The sequence below is a fragment of the Veillonella faecalis genome (assembly GCF_024677885.1).
GTDB lineage: Bacteria > Bacillota > Negativicutes > Veillonellales > Veillonellaceae > Veillonella > Veillonella nakazawae.
On sequence record NZ_JALBWL010000003.1, the window covers coordinates 133,818 to 154,482 of the forward strand.

General features: G+C 39.3%; 15 protein-coding genes. 2 read left to right on the top strand and 13 right to left on the bottom strand.

Going from position 1 to position 20,665, the window contains the following annotated elements; translation table 11 throughout:
• Nucleotides 1–29 precede the first annotated feature (29 nt).
• The 6 genes from hemQ to MOQ65_RS07345 all read right to left on the bottom strand — a co-directional run bounded on the left by hemQ (nt 30) and on the right by MOQ65_RS07345 (nt 8,834).
• On the bottom strand, nt 30–761 hold the full coding sequence (hemQ, locus tag MOQ65_RS07320; RefSeq protein WP_060923924.1) for a hydrogen peroxide-dependent heme synthase: 732 nt from the start codon (nt 759–761) through the stop codon (nt 30–32).
• Between the two features lie 129 nt (nt 762–890).
• The gene (gene hemG / locus MOQ65_RS07325) at nt 891–2,615 is read right to left on the bottom strand and encodes a protoporphyrinogen oxidase (RefSeq protein ID WP_257847133.1); all 1,725 of its coding nucleotides are present in this window, start codon (nt 2,613–2,615) and stop codon (nt 891–893) included.
• Nucleotides 2,612–3,511, bottom strand: a complete 900-nt coding sequence (gene hemH, locus MOQ65_RS07330) for a ferrochelatase (RefSeq protein ID WP_257847134.1) — start codon at nt 3,509–3,511, stop codon at nt 2,612–2,614. Before hemH ends, hemG begins: the two co-directional genes overlap by 4 nt.
• A gap of 4 nt (nt 3,512–3,515) precedes the next feature.
• Nucleotides 3,516–4,559 (bottom strand): uroporphyrinogen decarboxylase, encoded by a 1,044-nt coding sequence (gene hemE, locus MOQ65_RS07335; protein ID WP_257847135.1) that lies wholly within the window; start codon nt 4,557–4,559, stop codon nt 3,516–3,518.
• A 131-nt stretch (nt 4,560–4,690) separates the two neighbouring features.
• Nucleotides 4,691–7,573 carry an ATP-binding protein gene (locus MOQ65_RS07340; RefSeq protein WP_257847136.1) on the bottom strand — a complete coding sequence of 961 codons (2,883 nt, stop codon included), beginning with the start codon at nt 7,571–7,573 and terminating at the stop codon, nt 4,691–4,693.
• A complete protein-coding gene (locus MOQ65_RS07345) occupies nt 7,563–8,834 on the bottom strand; it encodes a metallophosphoesterase family protein (protein ID WP_257847137.1) in 1,272 nt (423 codons plus the stop codon). Before MOQ65_RS07345 ends, MOQ65_RS07340 begins: the two co-directional genes overlap by 11 nt.
• A 312-nt stretch (nt 8,835–9,146) precedes the next feature.
• Here MOQ65_RS07345 and bioB point away from each other — a divergent pair, with 312 nt between their 5' ends.
• Nucleotides 9,147–10,175, top strand: coding sequence for a biotin synthase BioB (bioB, locus tag MOQ65_RS07350; RefSeq protein ID WP_105086429.1), 1,029 nt, complete (start codon nt 9,147–9,149; stop codon nt 10,173–10,175).
• Nucleotides 10,176–10,293: 118 nt separating this feature from the next.
• On the opposite strand, the gene MOQ65_RS07355 is transcribed toward bioB, so the two are convergent.
• Nucleotides 10,294–10,656, bottom strand: a complete 363-nt coding sequence (locus MOQ65_RS07355) for a hypothetical protein (protein ID WP_005387626.1) — start codon at nt 10,654–10,656, stop codon at nt 10,294–10,296.
• Between the two features lie 444 nt (nt 10,657–11,100).
• The gene (locus MOQ65_RS07360) at nt 11,101–11,700 is read right to left on the bottom strand and encodes a TetR/AcrR family transcriptional regulator (protein ID WP_257847138.1); all 600 of its coding nucleotides are present in this window, start codon (nt 11,698–11,700) and stop codon (nt 11,101–11,103) included.
• Nucleotides 11,701–11,861: 161 nt separating this feature from the next.
• On the opposite strand from MOQ65_RS07360, the gene MOQ65_RS07365 reads away from it, so the two are divergent.
• Nucleotides 11,862–12,647, top strand: a complete 786-nt coding sequence (locus tag MOQ65_RS07365; RefSeq protein WP_257847139.1) for an MBL fold metallo-hydrolase — start codon at nt 11,862–11,864, stop codon at nt 12,645–12,647.
• 170 nt (nt 12,648–12,817) lie between these two features.
• Here MOQ65_RS07365 and cooS read toward each other — a convergent pair whose 3' ends face one another.
• The 5 genes from cooS to MOQ65_RS07390 all read right to left on the bottom strand — a co-directional run bounded on the left by cooS (nt 12,818) and on the right by MOQ65_RS07390 (nt 20,659).
• A complete protein-coding gene (gene cooS, locus MOQ65_RS07370) occupies nt 12,818–14,986 on the bottom strand; it encodes an anaerobic carbon-monoxide dehydrogenase catalytic subunit (protein ID WP_105094602.1) in 2,169 nt (722 codons plus the stop codon).
• 408 nt (nt 14,987–15,394) lie between these two features.
• Nucleotides 15,395–16,300: a LysR family transcriptional regulator gene (locus tag MOQ65_RS07375; protein ID WP_257847140.1), complete on the bottom strand. Its 906-nt coding sequence runs from the start codon at nt 16,298–16,300 to the stop codon at nt 15,395–15,397.
• Nucleotides 16,301–16,436: 136 nt separating this feature from the next.
• Nucleotides 16,437–18,065 (bottom strand): phosphoenolpyruvate carboxykinase (ATP), encoded by a 1,629-nt coding sequence (locus MOQ65_RS07380; protein ID WP_257847141.1) that lies wholly within the window; start codon nt 18,063–18,065, stop codon nt 16,437–16,439.
• Between the two features lie 394 nt (nt 18,066–18,459).
• Nucleotides 18,460–20,088: a PAS domain-containing protein gene (locus tag MOQ65_RS07385; RefSeq protein WP_257847142.1), complete on the bottom strand. Its 1,629-nt coding sequence runs from the start codon at nt 20,086–20,088 to the stop codon at nt 18,460–18,462.
• A 223-nt stretch (nt 20,089–20,311) separates the two neighbouring features.
• The gene (locus MOQ65_RS07390; protein ID WP_213467582.1) at nt 20,312–20,659 is read right to left on the bottom strand and encodes an energy transducer TonB; all 348 of its coding nucleotides are present in this window, start codon (nt 20,657–20,659) and stop codon (nt 20,312–20,314) included.
• Between the last annotated feature and the right edge of the window lie 6 nt (nt 20,660–20,665).

The following is a 20,665-nucleotide window of genomic DNA, read 5'->3' on the forward strand; positions in this document are numbered from 1 at the left end:
AAAAGAGCCTGCTGGAGCAGGCTCTTTTATTATCCAAAGATTTCTTCTAGTAGTGCATCGTCGATGATGGTACCAACGTAGAAGTCGCTGAAGATGCCGTATTTTGCACTGGCTACTTCAAAGCGCATATCATATACGATTTTTTTGAATTGGATGTCGTCATTACTGAAGATTGTAATGCCCCATTCCCAGTCGTCTAGGCCACAGCCACCTGTTGTAAATTCGGATAAAACGTCTAAGTATGTTTTACCAAGTTCACCGTGAGATTTCATCAACATGCCTCGTTCTTGTGGTGGTAGCATGAACCAATTGTCATCACCTTCACGTTTTTTGCTCATGTTATAGAAGCAGATGTATTTGTCACGAGGTACATGAGGGTATAGTTTTTGGTTAACTTCTTCTGTATCGAGTTTGGCCTTAACATACGCACTTACTTCTGTTACAGATGTATAGGAATATGTTTGAACTAATACACTTGCAATCGCAAGGCGACGGAACTTGCGTTCTACTTGTGCCAAATATTCAAGGGATGGCCCAAGGATCCATAGGATTAAGTCCCCTTTTGCGCCATTGCAATCATAGAATGCATAGCTACCTTCTTTAGCTTGATGTTTAGCTTCAAGATCCGCTAAAAATGCTTTTAATTCGTTGCGCGCTTCTGCTTTTTCTTCAGCTGTAAAGCAGTTCCATGCACTGAAATCCATGGCAAATACCATGTGTTGGCTATGCCAACCTTCTACTGTAGGGATTGCTTTTCCCATTGTGATCACTCCTAACTATGGTGATTATATAAAAATGATATATTTCTATTACTATAAGAATCGAAAAGACTCCATATACTATTATAGCATATGGAGTCTTTTCTTATAATTATTTATTAATATTAATTTTCAATTGCTCTCTGCAATAGACTCTACGAGTTCTTTTGCTTGTTTTACACCATCAGGAATACCGATGCCATCAAACGGTGTACCAATGAGATGTAAGTTTGGATAGTGTTTCGCTACATGTTCACGTACTGCTGTGATGCCTGCTCGATGTCCTACATTATATTGCGGCATGCAGTGAATGAGACGATTGATGCGCACCCACTCAGGTTGCGTGGAGAAATTCATAATACGTTGAATTTCCTTTACTGCTAATGCTGAAAGTTCCTTATCATCGAGATGTTCTACCACATCATTGCCAGGTTTACCGATAAAGACGCGCAATACGATTTTATCGTCAGGCGTTGTTTGAGGCCATTTTTGATTAAGAATAGTACACGCTGTAAGAGGCGTATCTGTATTGCGTGTAATCAAGAGACCAGAACCTTTTAAATCACCATCAAAGGTAGCTTTATCAAAGGCCATAATAGCAATAGCGCAGCTAGACTGCTCCATGGAGCGCAAGAAATCAAAACCCGGATCATCCTTAAACCATTGCGTATATTTGGCAGGCGGTGTCGCGATAATCACATGATCCGCCATAGCAGGAGCTTTATCAAGGAGTACCTCTATAGCTGAATCTGTAGTAGAATCACTAGCTTCTACCCTGTTCTCAGCATTAATAGACGCAGTTCTAATAGATTTAGAATGAGACTGACAGCCACAAGCATCGTTTCCAGAGTTCTCCACATCGATAGCATACATACCTTCAACATATCGAATATTAGAAACTAGCGTACCTGTATACAAGTGCACATTACTAGGCATGGCATCAACGATAGCAGTAATAACGCTTTCAAGGCCGCCTGTCAATTGGCGGAACATACCAGATTGAGCAGCAGTCCCCTTTCGGCTCGCCATATCTACTTGAACCTTACTAGTTTGTCGGTGTGGACTAGTATTTGTGGCATGGCCAGAACTGTTTGAACTATTATTCGTAGATGCAGTTTGACTAGACTTTGCTTCATGACTTTCGAATTGACGGTCTGTCATAGTCCCTTTACCAGCACGCGGTACGTCGCCTTCAGCTACGGCACCTTTAGCCGCTTTAGTAACCCCCGCTTTAGAGTGGCCCATCTTAGCAGCCATCATGCCTTTTACCATATTCCCGTATTTTTGTTCTACTTGAATAAAATGAGGGAATGTAGATAACAAGCTAATTTTATAAATGTCGCCGCCATAGATACCCGCCAATAGAGGCTCGATGAGCTTATCCATCATTTCTTGACCTAAATGGTATTGAAAGAAATGACCAATGGATACATCTCCATTTTTATCTAGCTGGTATGGCTTTTTAAAGTAATCTAAACCAGCTCGTAATTTGCCAGGCCAAGAAATAAGCGTTGCTTTCACAAAAGGCATCATTTCCGTAGGGATGCCCATGATAGAGCCCCCTGGAATAGGATGAATAGAACCTTTGTCATACACAAAGGCTTGCCCTGTTTCATTCGATACAAGGGTGTCCCCTAATCCGAGATCATAGACGAGATCCGTCATTTCCGTTTTACGGCCTAAGTAAGAATCAGGTCCGAGCTCTACCACGAAGTCATCGACGCGTTGTGTTTGTATTTTCCCACCAAATCGTGGTGCTTGTTCATAAAGAGTAATGGTCCAGTTCGGCTTTGCATGGCCTAAATAATAAGCCGCTGTCAATCCGGTTAGGCCACCGCCCACTATTGTTACATTCACGAATGAATCCTTTCTATTATTGCACTCGCCATCGCTTGCAAGAATGTTTCATCACAATTCGGCATTTCTGCACGCATATATACAGCGCCGCCAGCATCAACGAGTTCTTTGCACTCTACATCATTATCGTACAACACCTCTACATGATTGCTTACAAAGCCAAATGGTACAAAGGCTATATGTATCGCGCCACTACGTAGAGCTTGATTAATTGCTTCTGCTACGGTTGGCCCTAACCATTGCCCGTGAGGGGCTGCGCTCTGCCAAGCTACAGACCACTGTTCTAAATCGCAACGTTGAGCGATTTCTTTTGCACTTTCCTCTAAGGCCAAAGCATAAGAGTCTGCATTATGACTATTAATAAGAGGTATGCTATGAGCACTAAAAATAACAAATACATCTTTAGTATCATTGATGCAGTCTGAAACTGCTTTTACCCAATACTCGATAAAGGAAGGTTGATCCCACCAAGCACGAATAACATCAAAAGTTACACCTTGAAGGTCACCAATTGCAGCCTGCACTTGTTTCTCATAAGCGCCAGTACCAAGAGACGTAAAGAATGGGGCAGTTACAATAGCGATAATATGCTCTACACCTTGTTTGACTAATGCATCTACCGCATCAGCAATGGACGGCTTCATATGAAGATATCCAATGGCCGATGGTATGGATGGCAACAAAGTAAGCAGTCTATTATATTGACGTTCTGCCATCGTTTGTAATTCTACGTTGGACCACTGACCAATGACATCATAACGATGGGTAAGATTATTAACTTCAGCATCGGTCGGTACGCGACCATGACGAATACTCGTCATGTATGGCACTAAATCAGCCTTACTTGAAGGGCTACCATAGGATAAAAATAATAATCCTTTTTTCTCAATGTTCACTAGATTACCCCTCTTGAGCCCATAGTTCACGACTACGTTCATGTACATAGTCTGTGAGCCAATGAAGCTTCTTAGGATCCGCTTCTGGGAATACGCCATGACCTAAGTTAAAGATATGGCGACCGTAACGAACACCGTCAAGTAAAATACGATCCACTTCATGAGCTAATGTTTTTTCATCGGCGAATAGGTACGCTGGATCTAGATTGCCTTGTACCGTTTGTGTTACACCTCGTTCATTAGCCATAACGATGGAGCTACGCCAATCAAGGGCGATTACATCCAATGGCAAATGAGACCAAATAGATACGAGATGATCGGTACCAACACCATTCATAGCCATAGGCAAATGAGGGTATCGTTCTTTTACAGTCTTAATAATACGTTCCATATGAGGATAAATCCCTTGTTTGTATTGGTCCGCATTCACAGCACCTACCCAAGAGTCAAAGATTTGTAATGCATTCGCGCCCGCTTCAGCTTGCATAGACAAATATTCAATGGACATATCTGCTAACTTTGTCATCAATGCATTCCATACATCAGGTGCACCTATAAGCATGCCACGGGTCTTATTATAATTCTTTGTTGGTCCCCCTTCGATGAGGTAAGACGCAATCGTAAATGGTGCGCCACAGAACCCAATGAGAGGTACATCGAGCATACCGGATGTTAATAATGTAATCGTTTTTCCAATATAATCTACCTTTGTAGGATCAAAGGTATCTAATGTATCTACATCAGCCATGGAGCGAATTGGTGTATTAAACACAGGGCCTACACCGGCCTTGAGCTCTACGTTTACATTCATCCCTACCATAGGGCTCATAATGTCCTTATAAAGGATCGCTGCATCTACGCCGTATTCTTTTACAGGTAGCTCTGTAACACGAGCACATAATTCAGGCTCTTTTGTAATTTCAAAAAGTGTATATTTTTCTTTAATTTTGCGATATTCCGCTTGGCTACGACCAGCTTGGCGCATATACCACACAGGTGTTACACCAGGGTTCTTACCTTGGATCATATCTAAATATGCTGTATTCAAGTACTCAACCCCTTTCTTTCTAATCAATACTAACACACTATGATAATGAAAACAGTTACTTTAGTTACATCATTTGTAACGTTGCCATTACTATTCCCTGTGAAAGCTATATACCTTCACAGGGGTTATATTTAATTGCGACTTAATCTATGCCGATCAATACCTGTAACGGATTGAGCCATATCAAATACAGAACGTTGGCATGTGAATAACCAGATTTGTTGGTTTTTTCCAATTTCAGCTAGCAATTCTAACGCACTATGTTGACGATTTTCATCAAAGCGCACAAGAATATCGTCTAGGATAATTGGCAAGGATTCAACTTGGTAAGAGAATACCTTAGCTAATGCTAGGCGCAATGCCAAGTATACTTGATCAGCTAAACCACTAGACCAGAACTTCAGCTCTAGTCTCTCTCCGTTGCCATTAACCAAGGCTACGCCTTCGTTGATCCCGAGGATATCAAAGGTATAGATACCGCCAGTCAAACGTTCTATATAAGAGGATGCAAGTTCTAACATATGAGGCTGTTTTTCTTGCTCGTACGATTGTTGAGCCTTATCCATGCAGTGGCTCATCAACACTTGAGTAGCCCAATCTTCGAGAGCAGATTCCAGTTCATTTTGTAATGCTTCACGCTCTTGAAGCATTTGGTGTTGCTCTTGGTCAGAACCTAGGGCACGCATAGATTCTACAATTTGACCACGACGTTCATACAAGATAGCCAACTTATCTTCAATAGAAGCTATTTCTCGTTCAGAATGATCTAACTCATCTAACCAATTATCCTTATTGCCTTCACGCAAGCGGCGATAGAATAAATCTTTATTCTCCGCATCAGGAGCTAATAAATCTAACTGTACCTGACTTTGCTTGTAAATGGTTTGCCATTGCTTGTATTGGTCTTCATCGATAAGATGTTGACGATACTCGTTAGAGCTTTCCATGCCAGCCTTGTGCAATAGCTCTTGTTGACGAAGTAGCAATTCTTTTTCTTTGCGGTGCCAATTATCGTATTCATTGCGGAAGCTTTTACGTTGTGCTTCCTTTTGTTCCCATACAATTTTATTTTGTTGGAAGTTTTTATATTGGTTATAAATACGTTTTAACTCTGTAGGAGATACAGGAGCCTCAACACCAAGGTTATACCACAAGGTCATGGCTTGGTCTTCGATAACACGTAAGCCTTCTTTGTGCTCTGCTAAGCGCTTTTCATAACCTTCAATAGTACGTAACTGTTCATGGTACTGATCGTACTCTTGTTTGAGACCGAAGAAATCATCTTCGTTAAGGCTCTTCGCCGCACCTTGAGGCAACCAATTCTGCCAAGCTGCAAGGGCTTCATCATAAATAGCTTGCAACGTATGACCTTCTTGGATCCAACGATCAAGATGTGCTGCACCCTCTATGGATGGAATTGGGTTCACTACAGGTGTTGCGGCTTTCACAAGTGCCTCTAACTGATGTTCTACATCAGATTTACGAGATGACAAGATTTGTAACTCATAATTCAGTTTAGACACATCAGAATTGCCGTTATGACGTCTCCATGTAGCATACCAGAACAATGCCATAGATAGGATTAATAGTATAAAGCCACCAATCGTATAAAGTACAGACTCTAATACTAATAAGCCTGCTAATACGAGTAAAACGCCAATCACTGCAGCTACGCCACTAATGCGTTGTAACCACTTTGGCAAATTGGTCGGTTGTGCATCAGGACCATAGCTATCCCGTTTTTCTGTAACTCGATCAATATCCATCAAGATAAGCTCTAGTTCACGTTCGAGATGCTCTTTTTTCGCCAAATCCTCTTCACTGTAATTTGGTAACGATGCTCCGTCGAGATTGGCTACTGGCAAATCATCAGAGGCCTCAGCAGGCTTGCGATCTTGCCAGTGTAATAATTGATCTTTAGCAGTGCGCAAGCGACTTGCTAAGCGCTCTCCTTCAAACCAATTCACATCGTCAGCCATCGGCTCATCATCACGCCATGCAGAATGCATAGAACGAGAAAACTCTAATTGTTCTCGTACCTTAAAGATATACGCATCCCCTTCTTCACACTCCCGGCGCAATTGCTCCCACTTGGCACCTTGTTGAATAAGGTCTTCAATATCTTGACCATACGTACCAAATGGACTATTCGGGCTAAAGTTAGCTGGCATCAAGGCCGCTTCCTTTTCCTGCCACAACTGCATATTGTCTCGAGCTCGTTTGATTTCCTCATCGATGCGAAGGAACTCATCACGACTCAAGGCAAGCTCACTATTGTACTGTTGCATATGCATACGCGCTTCTTCGCTACGGCGATACGTATCCCATGCGCGCAATACGACGTCTATACCATCGCGGTATTCCTTCCACTCTTGCAACTGACCTTGTAATTCTGCCTCAGTCTGTTCCGTGCTGTGAAAGACTTTTTGCAATTCTACATATTGCGTTTCATGCTCGGCTAAATGGCTTAACTTTTGACGATTTTCTTTAAGCTCATCCATCAACACATTGATGCGGCGTTTACCGTTAGAGGAAGCTACTAATAGATCAGTAGCGCCTTTTTCAATATCTTTTACGACCGATCCTAAATGCTCGCCCCCTTCAGCACCGAAGAAGCGAGACCTAACCTCTACCTCTTGTAGAACATCGAGGCCTTGTAAATCATCAAGGGTCAATGCAAAAATGCGGTTATATGTCTTTTTGTCGATACCATGCCACCAGTGTTGAGCTGGCTCCTCATGAATGGCTGGATTTCCTGGACTGTAAAAGTCTAGTTGTTTACCCTTACGACCAATGTAGTAGCTTTCACCATTACGCTCTACATCGAGGGCACCCGTCATAGGACCATAAGCCTTATGAGTACCACCAAATAGAAGTGTGCGCATCCCTTCAAGCAAAGAGGTTTTGCCACTTTCATTAGGTCCATACATGAGCTGAACACCATGATTTCCCGTAGTGAAAGACCAGTTGCGATACGGGCCAAATTCATCAAATCGTATGCGTTTAATGTTCATCGTTAGCCCCCATCAATACAGTAACACCTTCAATTTCACAGCGCTTCAAGGCGCGAAGCAATAATCCATCACTCAACAAATCGGCATATACACCTAAGCGTTTAAACTCAGGTCGTTCTGCCAAAATTTGACGTACCGTCTGTACCGCATTGCCATCGACCATATCATCATAGGCACGTAAATAATCCCCTACTACATCGGATAACAATCTACGTTCGGCCAAATTAATGCTAGGTCGCGTATTACACATCATGCGATAAGGCATAACGAATATAGACTTGCTTTTCTCTTCACTTTGGGACTCTTGCAACCATAATTTGCGCACACCGTCTTGTGTACATAAACGATGCAATGGACCTGTACCTACGAGAACGATGGAAAGCAAGATATTTTTCTTATGTTGCTTACGCAGATTTTCTTTTTTATGGCGTAAAATTTCTAAGAATTCTGCTTCCGTTTTCATGCCTGCAATATCAATTTTGATTTCTTCAAAACGGATTGCACTTGTTTCAATGAAACGAGGTTCACAATGACCATTATGAGATACAGAGACGAGATAGCACCCCTTAGGGCCTATTTCCTTGCGGTGTAAACCTTGGGGATTACCGGAATAGACAACAAGAGGTTCCTCGCTAAGAACTTGAGATTTGTGAATATGTCCTAACGCCCAATAGTCCATAGCCGCCTCTACTAGATCAGTTAAACTGCACGGGCCGGTCACATTATGGTTTTCAGAGCCTGCACTAGAACCGACTGTGCCGTGCATGACAGCCAAAGAAAACTCATCTCGTTCAAAGGCGCGGTATTGGCGCGCATAATTGTCGCTTTCATTACCATGGCCACAGCTAATGCCGTAAACGCCCCCAATTTCTATATTGTTAACAATTAATGGGAAACGTTGTACTTGTTCACTAGAGAATACATGCACATTATCAGGCATCTGCAATTGAGCCTTCCAGCTTTCAGCAGGGTCATGATTACCTTGCACCATATATACTGCAATGCGATGTTCTGCCAAACGATACATGGCGCGCACAAAGCGTACTTGAGCCTCTAGATTATGGTCTTCGCTATTATAAATATCACCAGCTATGACAACAGCATGAACATGCTCATCAATAGCCGTGTCAATGATTGTATCAAAGGCTACATAGGTAGCTTCGCTCACGGCACGATCAACGGCGCGGCTAATACCTGTAGCATATTGAAAGGGTGCCCCTAAATGCAGGTCACCACAGTGTATAAATCGAAATGGCTGCATCTATATCCACTCCTTGTATTAGTACTTTTATTATAGTTATATATAGTAATTACAATATTTTATTATACTACAAAACCGTAAAGATTACTTAAAAATAACTATTAATCAATCTATCAAAATAGATACTAAAATATAGTATCTCCCATTAGATTCAAACTATAGGCCTTACCTGTATTCAAAATGGTCTAAAACCTACTGCGATATTTTTGTTAACTCAAAAATACATTAAGTTGACAATTTATACACGAACGTTTACAATCAAATTGTCAATATTTTATGTTTTTATTAAGTTAACAATTCTTGGAGGCTATTATGGCTTTGCCTACAGATCAACAATCAACCCAAGTGGGTACATACGAAAAAATCCTTACTATTGCCAACCGCATTATGAACGGCGGCGAAATCACTAAGAAAGAAGCAATCGAGCTGATTCATACTTCAGATGATGACACTATGATTTTACTTGCTATGGCCGATAAAATTCGCCAGCATTTCAATGACAACTCCGTGGATGTATGCGCCATTGTAAATGCACGTTCTGGCAAATGTCCTGAAAACTGTAAATTCTGTGCCCAATCTGCCCATCACGAAACAGGTGTTCAAGAATATCCGTTCATGGATGATGAAAGCATCCTCGATGCGGCGCGCAAAGCTAAAGAAGCAGGCGCTATTCGTTTTTCTATCGTAACGAGTGGTCGTAATACTAATAACCCAAATGAATTTAACCAAATCATTCGCGTATTAGACCGTATTAAAAACGAAGTAGGTCTCGAAATTTGCTGTTCTCTTGGTTTGTTAACTTACGAACAAGCTCTCAAATTAAAAGAAGTGGGTGTAACTCGATACCACTCCAATATCGAAACAGCGCCTAGTCACTTCCCAGATATTTGTACAACCCATTCCTACGAAGATAAAATGTCTACTATCGATAATGCTCAAAAAGCAGGTATTCGAGTTTGCTCTGGCGGCATCTTCGGTCTTAATGAAACATTAGAACAACGCGTAGAGATGGCATTCGAGCTTAAACGTTTGCATATTGACTCTGTACCACTCAACATTTTAAATCCTGTTAAAGGTACACCATTTGAAAATAATAAAGCATTACGTCCTCTAGATATTTTACGTACCTTCGCTGTGTTCCGTTTCATCTTGCCAAACGCATTGATTCGTACAGCTGGCGGTCGTGAAGTAAATCTTCGTGACTTACAAGCTTATGCTTTAAAAGGTGGTCTTAACGGCATCATGGTTGGTGGCTACTTAACAACTGGTGGTCGATCTCCACAAGACGATCTCCAAATGATTCAAGACTTGGAGCTAAGTCGCAATTCTGCCCAAGTTTAAATTTTCGTATATACCATTCTCGTTTGAGAATGTTGTATATAAAAAATATTCCTAAGATTTATAAATTTTTTACACATATAAAAAAGAACCATCTAGTTTGCTGTGCTAGATGGTTCTTTTATTGCCACAATAAATTATAAATGGCTTGACCATTTGTATTGCCTTCAATAGGTTCTGGGTTTTCATTATACTCTACATTTTCATAAGGTGTACCGTCTGCCATGTACGCATCTACCTTTAACGTTTCCATGGTACGATTATATCTACTTATATACACTTTATATCGCAATTCGTCGCCACCCAGTTCATTGACCCGCAGCCACAAAAGCGCATCATAATCACTTTTTTGAACACTGTCATTGTCAATAAATAATTGGTTTCCTGACGCATCTGGTCCAACATAATACCAGTCCGTTGCGTTAGCGGTCCCCCCTATACTGAGTAGCCACAAAAGGGACAATATGGTTAATATTTTCCTCATATGACTGCTCCTCTCATGCCTAAGAGCTGTATACTTTATAAAACTTTAATAGCCATTAAACCTTTATAAAATATACAACTTCTCCTTTATATATAATACCAAAATTGTCCCATATTTATCAACAATAATTAAACTTAATTATTATCTTTTTTAGAATTTCAAGAAATTAAAAGAAATTTCTTAAAAAATTTCATTTTCAACTCATTTTTTGTTCTTATAATGACAATGTCAAATGATAAATAGAGGTAACAATTCCCTGGTTACCATACGTGTATTTATCTCCCGACAAGTATTACTAACCCCAAACCTACTACTTGTTTAAATACATGGTTCATTTGATATTAATACTAACACTCCCCTTACATGAAAAAAGGACTCCAGTTGGAGTCCTTTTTTCGTTATATAAAACTTCAATAAATCTCAAAATACAAGCGTGTATAAATTCTATTTACTTTGTAATCCACGATAAACGAGTTCAAAAATAATTTTCTGAGCTTCTAACCACTCATCGCTCTGAGACCACTTATATTGTTTATTAACAGCATATAGACCGTGTACTAAAAATACAAAAACGGATACCCCCACATCAAACGAAACGCCAAGAGATTCTGCCATAACGAGCCCTTGCCGATCTTTTTCACGTCCTATAATGCGTTGTAATACATATTCTGAAATTTGTTCATCTAAAAATAAAGGTAAATACTTTTTATGTCGTATAATACGCTGACATAAAGGCAATCTATCAAAAATAGAATCGTATGCTTCTCTCAACGAAACAGAATTAGAAGCAGCTGATAAGGTATTAGCTATAGTTTGTAAATTGTTGTTATCTACCATTCCTGGCTTCGAATAAGCGATTGCATCATCCACTAAATCATCAACAATTTCCATGATATTACTATAGTGTAAATAAAAAGTGGAGCGAGTTATACCCGAAGCTTTACACAACGATGTTACTGTTACAGACTCAAAGGAATTGTTTGCTAACCAACTAAGCAAGCCTTCTTTTAACAACATACGTGTCATTTCTTTTCGAGTTATCATATAACCTCCAACATAGACACTTTTATACAATGTGTCTATTAATAAACATAGTGTTAATTATTGTTGAGACTAGTATACCAAAACAAGATACACTAGTTCTAGAGATTACAAATGATAATCTATTCAATTAAATCGACAATAATTTAATTAAGGAGATAACTATGACACAATATACTCACATTCGAAATGCTACAGGAAAATTAACAATAAAAAATACAACATTCCTTATTGATCCATTTTTAGCACCAAAAGATACGTATCCTGGCTTTGAAGGAACATTTAACTATCAACAAAGAATGCCTATGGTTGATTTACCTCTATCAATGGACAATCTATTAAGCAATGTAACTGCAGTGGTAGTCACACACACACATCTTGACCATTGGGATGATACGGCAATTAATGCTATTCCAAAATCACTTCCTATTTTTGTACAAAATACAGCGGACAAAGAACTTATTACTTCACAAGGCTTTAATGATGTACACATCATTTTTGAAAGTCTAGAGTTTAATGGTATCACATTAAGAAAAACAGGTGGCTCCCACGGCACTCTAGAAATGTATGCAAATCCAGCTCTCGCACAATTAGCAGGCGATGCGATGGGCGTTATTTTTGAAGCAGCAGACGAACCAACTGTGTACCTTGTAGGCGATACAGTTTGGACAAGTGATGTTGAGAAGGCTCTTCTTCGCTTCGACCCTAACGTTATTATTATGAACACTGGATATGCTCAAATTTTAGGCTTTGAAGATAGTATTATTATGGGTACAAAAGATATTGGCCGCATGGTGGTACGCAAACCAGAGGCTAAAATTATTGCGGTTCACATGGATACAGTTAATCATACTGCAACAAGTCGTAAGGATGTGCGCAAATTTATCAAAGGCAACAACATTGAAAGCCATGTAGAAGTGCCTGAAGATGGTGAAACCATCACACTTTAATAGGTCTAAAACAATTAGTACATTATACTACGGCTAATACAAGACTAGTAAAAAAATCTATCCACAAACAATAAAAAACACCCTCTTAATTCTAATAGTCATAATAACTATAAGATCTATAGAGGGTGTTTTTATACGTAACTACAAATTATAATCTATCAAAAGATAAACTATTTTACTTCAGCCCAACCTAAAGCAGCACGTTTAGCATCGATATCAGCTAAGATTTTTTCAGCTACTTTAGCAGGATCAGTATTTACATACATAACAGAACCTAAGATATCCTTAGTGTCTTCTTTAAGCCATTTTGTAACAGCATCAGAGCCTTGTGTAGGTGGCTCAACGCAGTGGTAGGAGTTGATCCCCATCAAGCGGAAGCCAAGGGATGCATCGATACCTTTTTCGTTAGACCATTCAGGGCTAGACATTGCAAATGGCATTTGTGGTAAGTTAAGACCTAATTCACCTGCAATACCTGCGAAAATACCGGAAGAACGGGCATTATCTACACATTCGCCAACATGCCATACTGGTGGTTGATCATCGCCCAAGAACTCTTGCAATGCAGGGCTACATTTCTTAATAGCATCTGTATTACAGTAACCAAGTTTCATCAATGGGAAGGATGCACAACCATTTGTTAAGATGATACAGCCATTTTTGATAAGTGTATCAACGATATCTACAGTTGCTTTTTCATAAATAACGCGAGGGTTAGAACAACCTACTACGTTTACGATACCACGAACTTTACCAGATTTTAAAGCCTCTGCCAATGGTTTGAAGGAACCGTAATGTTTAACAGTGGATTCTGGAGAGAAACCAACTTCAGCAGTGATTTCGTATGGCGGAATGAATACAGGCATACCTTTACGCAATTCATGAGCTTCAAGAGCGCGATCCAAGATTTTGCGAGCCAATGCTTTTGTTTCAGACAAGTTAGTGTGATGGTGATCGTAACCGATGTGTTCAGCACCTGGTAAACGAGCTGCATCAGATGTAGTGATAACTTTTGTGTTGAAGCAACGTGCTACGTCCATGATAGCAGGGTAAACGTCTTGAACGTCAGCTACCCAGCAATCGAGTGCGCCTGTACCAAGTACAAGTTCCGCACCGATAGCATTACACAATGGAATAACGTTTTCATAACGGTACATGCTGGACAAGCCAGAGCAGCAGATACCGTAGAATTGGATGCCTTTGGCACCGATAGCTTTCGCTTTTTCTAAGTACTCTTCAGAAGCACCAATTTTACAAATTTGGGATACTAATGTTGGCAAGTGACCATGAACAGCGATGTTAACATAACCTTTTTTCAAGGCACCGATGTTAACTTTGGATGTACGACGACCACCAAGACCGAACAAGGCATCTGTTGCGATGTCCGCTGCTACTACGCCAGTGAATGTGAAAGCAAGGCCACAACGCAAGAATTGTTTCATATTGCTTTCCCAATCGCCATCTGTACCTACGCAAGTACGATGATATGCATCAAATGCTTCATTATACGCAGAAATAGGCAAGATATCCAAGTTTTTCCATACTTCACGACGTTCAGCTGGAGCTAACGCTGTAATTGTTTTATATTCGCCAGGCAATGCACGGCTCAAATCTTCGAGCAATACATCTGCCAAGTCATTAGCCACTTCTTTTAAGGAACGGCCTTCTTCAGGGATATTGAAAGCTTTACATACAGTACGAATTTTTTCTTCACCCATAATTGGAATATCCAATTGGTCATTAGCGGCAGCTTTCAAGGAAATCAAGATTTCACGAGCATGCGCACCGTGTTGAGTCAAGCCACCTGCAGCAGCGCGTGTCATATTACGAGCTACGATAAGGTCAGCATCGGCACCGCAGACACCACGAGGGCTCTTAGGTGTAATTTTACATGGACCCATGAAACAAATACGGCAACATACGCCGGCAATACCGAATGTACATTGTGGTTGTTGTTTATCAAAACGGTCAAATACTGTATCGCAACCAATTTGCTCCATGCGAAGAATCATTTCGCGTACAGCAGGATCTGGTGTTTGTTCGATAACATCTTGTTTTGTAGGCCAAGTTTTACGATATTCTGCAACGGCTTTCATGTAGTCGTTTACGCCATGTTCATGAGGTACCCCTGGTTCATGAGTGTGTGGCACCCATTTATCCGTAGGCAACGCTTTGCCATGACTATGGTCATGGTCATGATGGTGATCATGGTCGTGATCGTGATGGTGACCGCCACAATGGCAGTGATCATGGTCATGATGATGGTCATGATCATGATGGTGATGATGTTCGCCATGGCTGTGATCATGGGTATTTTTATTTTCCACATCTTTACTCATAATAATCCTCCTAGGGGCCTACGTAGGCCAACTAATACTAATAAAAAAACATATTCTACTTTTATGCAAGTTAATTCCACCTCAACGATGGGTTTTAAATCCTATCTCCAAAATATGTTTTAAACTACTATAAGTATATTTTCTGAAAGGACATTTGTCAATTAAATTTTGAGAAATTTTTGACTCATTTATGCCTACAAACTATTGTATTAACTATATTCATCAAATTCGATAACTTCAGATTCCTTTCATAAAACCAAAAGAGGTTAATTCCTTTTATTTCAAGGAATTAACCTCTTTAATCTATACATATGTATTTGTATATCTATATATGTGTATTTGTATATCAATATATATGTTTATAAGTAACTATAGCTTATAGTATCGTAATAGCTCCATATGTATAATTTATAAAAATTGTTGCATAATCTGTGCTACTTCAGCTAGATGGAATCGCTTAGCTCTATCCGATCTGGCAACTAATACCAACTGACGGAAGCAAAGTTTTGATGCAAGAGGATAAAATTTAACCTTATCATCATCGCCCTTACTATTTAATGTGCTTGGCAAGAATGTAATACCATAGTCATCCTCTACCAAGGATCTACAAGTATCCAGATTTTCTGACCCAATAACCGCTTTAGGTACAAAGGACTCAGCCTGACACAAACGATTTACCAAGGTACGTAACTTAAGACCTTCCCGTAGCAAAATAAACGGAAAGGCTCCAAATGGTGCTATGTCATGTATACCATCTGGTGTCATAAGCGAATCAGCAATAGCTATAGCTTTTGTATTTTCTACACTAATGGCCAATAAAATTTGCTCATCTAATACGGGATAACTTTCAAGAGCTTGAGAATAAATAGGCGTTGGAAATAGCCCTACATCAACTAAACCATCGCAAATTTGTTGTTCCAAAAAATGGGACTCTCCTTCTACTACGTGGAATTCCCAAGAAGGTTCAATTTGTTGAAAGCTCTTCAATGTTTTTCCCAACATATGGTGGCCATAGAATTGAGACAACCCAATACGAACATGGTAAGCCGCATCAGACCCTTGATTAATGATAGACTGCGTTAAAGCCTCTACCTTTCCTACTAAGGGCATCCCCTCTTTAGCAATCTGTAAGGCTGCAGCCGTTGGTACAACCTTTGTCCGATCTCGAGCAAATAAAGGCACTCCTAACTCAGCCTCAATGCGACGAATACTTTGACTCAACGCTGGTTGAGAAATATATAGTTTTTTAGATGCCTTTGAAAATGATGCCATCTCGACGATGGTACTTATATATTTAATATCCTTTATATCCATAGAAACACCTTATAACAAAACATTATTGATTTATCATAAGTATATATTACCACAAAAGAAAGAGCCCTCCATAAGGAGGGCTCTTTCTTTAAAGTTTTAAATAATCTCAAGACAGAAATTCAACTGACTCAATATATTACATTAGAGTTTTCAATACATCCAATACTTCTCGGGGCAATTCGTTTTTATGACCAATAAGTTTTTCTACATAGTCATAGCGGAACTCGAAAGCTTTGTGTAATTGGTGATGGTATTCACGCACTTGGAATGGTGGTTCAAAACCAGGAACCTCAACATAAGAGAGGTTTTCATATTTATAGAATGGTTTGAAGTCCAATGTACCTTCTACCAAACGTTCCAATAAATCAAGAGTTACCTCTTTAGGAATTTTGTCTTCCAAGAAGAAGCCTGTATTCATAATGTAGCATTGTACGCCACATTCAGAGAATAGTTTTTTGTAGCTTTCATAGTCACGAACCAATGGATATGTACGGAATGGATTTGCATATGGTTCGATAACAAGTGCATTTGGATCAACGTGAGCATCCAGCTTTTCAGCAGTAGAACGACGTGTCGCCAGTGTTGCGCCCATTGTAGATGCCAAAACAGGGTCATTAATTTTAAGGATTGGTGGCAACGTTTTATCCTTCATAAGCCATACAATGGCATTAACTGGTTGATCTACGTAGTTTACACGATTATCTGTCCAGAATTGAGATTTAATAGCGCGACCATTATTATTACGCACATCTTCTGCCAACACAACCTTATGGCCATCCTCATCCATAGTTACGCCAACATTTTGTAGAGTCAACAAGAATTCATTAGCAGGATGTTCCACAGGATAGTCTTGCATTTTGTCAAAATATGTAGGTTCAAGAGCAATAGAACTCAAGTCATTAGTATTGATGATATACGCATCGTCATGCAAGATAGAAATATCATAACGACCATCATGCTTTTCATGAGTTAATGTGGATTTACCAGAACCGGACAAGCCAAATACACCGATTGTATAGCTTTTACCATTGTCAAGATTGTAACGTTTCATACCACCGTGGCATGCTACATAGTCGAAGCGGTTCGCCAAGGACCACGCCAATGTAAGGGTACCTTTTTTATGTTCACCGAAGTAGCGCATACCAAGAATCATAGCGCAGTTATGAGCTGGGTCAAAAATAGCAAGCCCACCTGGATGACCTGGTACCACATAGTCAGGATCAGAATAGATATAAATGTCGCCTTCTGGAATTTCTACGCTATCATTGTAGAATTCTTTTACAGCTGCATCAAAGAACTTAAAGTTCATGATCCAAGAATACAAAATAGATGCGTGATCTTTTGGAATCATCAAATGAGCACGAGCAGTAAATTTTTTATCAAGACCTACGATAGTATCAGCAGAAATCCATTCTTTACCACGGCTATCATAGACTGCATCACGTGCAATATTAGCGAGTTCCACTTCGTCAATGCCTTCATCGCCAATAATACGACGAGCTTTTGCATAACGACCTGTAGTTTTACCATCATTTGTAACAAGTACCTTTGCATCAGCTGGCAAACCTTGCTCGCATGGTTTATATACAGGCATATCGAGGACGATAACGCCAGGTTCTTCAGTGGCAAATTGGTACGCTTGTGCCACAGATGTAATAGGCGTTACATTGTTTCCATAAAATGCAGTTTCAATAGTACTGCGCATCTTAGAAAATAATGGGTTTGTTTTAATTTCACTTTGCTTCCAAACGCGTCTTGTCGACATAGTATCCAGATCCTCACCTTTAATATATACGTAATTTCTCTTGTAAAAGTAGTTTAAGATAAGAAAATACTGCATCCGCAAATACTTTCATTATGTTTTATTGTACCCTTTTCAGACAAATTTGTATACACAAAACAGATGAATTATAAGAAATTAATGCATGCTTATTTTAAATTAGTGCAACACATTTTATATAAAATATTTTAATAACTCTATCTATTTTATTGAATTTATCCTAATAATGATTAATATAAAAGAGCTAACTGAATATACATCAACTAATAAAAAAATAAAATGAGGCTAGGTCATATGACCTAGCCTTTTATTCTAGAAAAACAAATATTTATCTTCTAAATTCAAGTTCCAAATATATCCTCTATATCTATTTTTTAGTTTACTTTTTATTTCTATTAATAAATCCATCAATTTTACCGACTAAATCATCTACATTAAAATCACCGCGCTCTGCAATCATCTTAATAGTAGCTACCTTTGCCATCACTTTTACCATCGGCGTTTTCAACTTCTCAAATTTAGGATTTAAGGAAATCAAATAATCTACCACTTCAGGGCTCTGTTTAATCAAGTTAGATAGAGTTGTCTTTGCATCGATATGGAAACGACCGTCAGCATCGGTAGTGAGTGGTTCTTCATCTACTTCTTCTGCAGCCTCTTGAGCTAGGGATTTATCATTACCATTACTATTGTCTGTATTTCCTACAAAATCAGTCTTATCCCAAGTCAACAATGTACGAGAGCCTTCAAGTTCACGAATATGAGTACAATCTTGCATCATTTCTAAGACACCGCGGAATTTACCATTTTCATCACGTACCGCTGTATAAATAACGTAGATAAACAATCCCGGTTTATTGATCCAGAATTCAGCTTGGTTTTGCTCACCAGAACGGAATTTCTCTACGATTTCCTCTACAATGTGAACAGACTTTGCAGGGTGACAATTCTTTACCTCACGACCGATAACATTGGCACTGCGAGGGAAAATGCGATGTGGCGTATCGCTATAGAACTTAACAAGTTCGTTTTCATCTACATAGGATAAATCTACTGGAAGATGACGGAACAGCAAATTGATTTGCTCTAAGGTTAATTTACCTGTCGCCACATCGAGGACTGTATCCTTGCCAACTTGTGCTCCACCTACAGGACCTACATACTTAGATAACAAGCCTGCCAAATCATTTAGAAACTCATTAGATACTGCACTATTTTGACCAGCAGCATTTCCATTTAATGAGGCTGCGGAATCGTTAATACCGGGCACGACATATAAACCTGGTGCGTTAATAATAGCATAGCCGATTTCATGGTCATTTTTGCTCATGCGCACAAACTCTTCATCGCTTAATAATTTAAAGGATGTTGGCAATAAAACCTCTAACTCCTTAGAGTTCAAATCACGTAACTTTGCCAATGTTTCTGGAACAGATGCTAAAAACTCCTCATATTTATCTTCCCGAAGCAAAGCATAGGATGCAGAGATAGCATCGCGCACGCCATCATCAAAGGTCCACATAATCCGCGTTGGACGATCAAACCCATGATTTTCTAACATTGGATATAATTGATTTTGCTTACGAGATAGATGGATACGCCATTCTGCTAAGGAATCAAATATGCCAAGCCAAGGATTTTTAATAAACTTATCTTGTTTTAATAATTCATCCGCTTCAAGAGCTACCTTTTCAACAGCATTGATTTCTTCTAAATAAGCCCACAATGGATGATTTTCAGGGTACTCATTTTCGGCACGCACCAACACACCGTCAAATAAATTCAATAAATCATCCATCTTATCTAGGATTTCTTCATCCTTATATACACCTTTCAAACTTTGCTCTGCATAGGCAAACTCATCAGGCGTGCAAGTACCTAATTTTTCTTTCAAAATACGGTTACCCTCTTCTAAGGATAATTTGCCGTCTAAATAATCCTCTTTAATAGATACAATAATTCTGTACCGTTCGTTATTAATGTCTAGCTTTTGCTGTAATGGATTCATATGCTTATACCTCCACGGGTCAAAGACTATTAGTATATACAATATATTATTACTATATTAAATATACATTTATTATACTTATTTTGAAAGTAATTTTCAGTTGCTGTGGATACATTTCTCAAGATAATTGAGCCACAAAATACTTTCACCCCATATAATTAAACCCTTAAGTACTTTCACCAGCACATAAAAAAGCACCCATACAATGTATGAGTGCCTTCTATTAATTTCTAAAATCAATATATTCAGTTTTAGAAGATGCTACTGGATTACCATTAGAATCTGTAGCAGGGGTAAAACGCCATGTAGAAATTTTTTCAACAAGCGCTTCGTCAAGGGCAGTAACGCCACTAGATTTTACGACCTCTATATCCCCTACAGAACCATCTTCATTAATGGTAAAACGCACATCTGCACTATGAATCGAATCGCCATAACCAGTAATATTAATTTGATCTACAGATGGAGTAGATATGGCTACAGGCAATTGAAATGGAGCCGCCAACACAGAGGCTACCATACTAGTTACAAACAATGCGCTTAATACAGTACAACGCAACACTTTTTTCATCACATT